General features: G+C 49.8%; 2 protein-coding genes. Both read left to right on the top strand.

What is annotated here, in order from left to right; genetic code table 11:
- Positions 1 to 196 (top strand): ATP cone domain-containing protein (locus A3756_RS04605; protein ID WP_368664567.1); only part of this gene is annotated, 196 nt, incomplete at its 5' end.
- Positions 186 to 572: bifunctional diaminohydroxyphosphoribosylaminopyrimidine deaminase/5-amino-6-(5-phosphoribosylamino)uracil reductase RibD (ribD, locus tag A3756_RS04600; protein ID WP_068552999.1), on the top strand; the 387-nt coding region annotated here is incomplete at its 3' end. The genes A3756_RS04605 and ribD, both read left to right, overlap by 11 nt.

The following is a 572-nucleotide window of genomic DNA, read 5'->3' as shown; positions in this document are numbered from 1 at the left end:
CCGATTGAGAGCAACAGGCGAGAGAGAGCTAAAAGCGATTGCTATTGGTGAAGAAGTGATGAAAGAGCTGCGTCGCCTGGATGAGGTGGCTTATGTTCGTTTTGCCTCTGTCTATCGTAGTTTCCAGGATATCAATGAATTTAAGGAAGAAGTTGATCGGCTAGCTCGTTCTGAGAATACCAAAAATGACGCTTAGTGCTTTCTCAATAGATGACGCTCACTATATGGCTGAAGCTTTGCGCTTGGCCAATAAAGGGGTGTATACAACCCAGCCAAACCCACGGGTAGGTTGTGTCTTGGTGAGGGGCGGTCAAATTGTGGGGCGTGGTTGGCATAAGAAGGCCGGAACAGGGCATGCAGAGGTAAACGCCCTCGCTGAAGCGGGAGGACTCGCGCAAGGTTCGACAGCTTACGTTACTTTGGAACCCTGCAGCCACTTTGGTCGAACACCTCCCTGTGCTAAAGCCTTAATTGATGCTCAAGTATCTGAGGTGGTTGCTGCGATGCTGGATCCGAATCCTGAGGTGTCAGGTCGAGGCTTTAAACTTCTGGAGGATGCGGGAATAAAAGTA

Source organism: Oleiphilus sp. HI0086 (assembly GCF_001635225.1).
The sequence above is the reverse complement of the archived record's forward strand: the minus strand, read 5'-3'. Positions and strand labels throughout refer to the sequence as shown.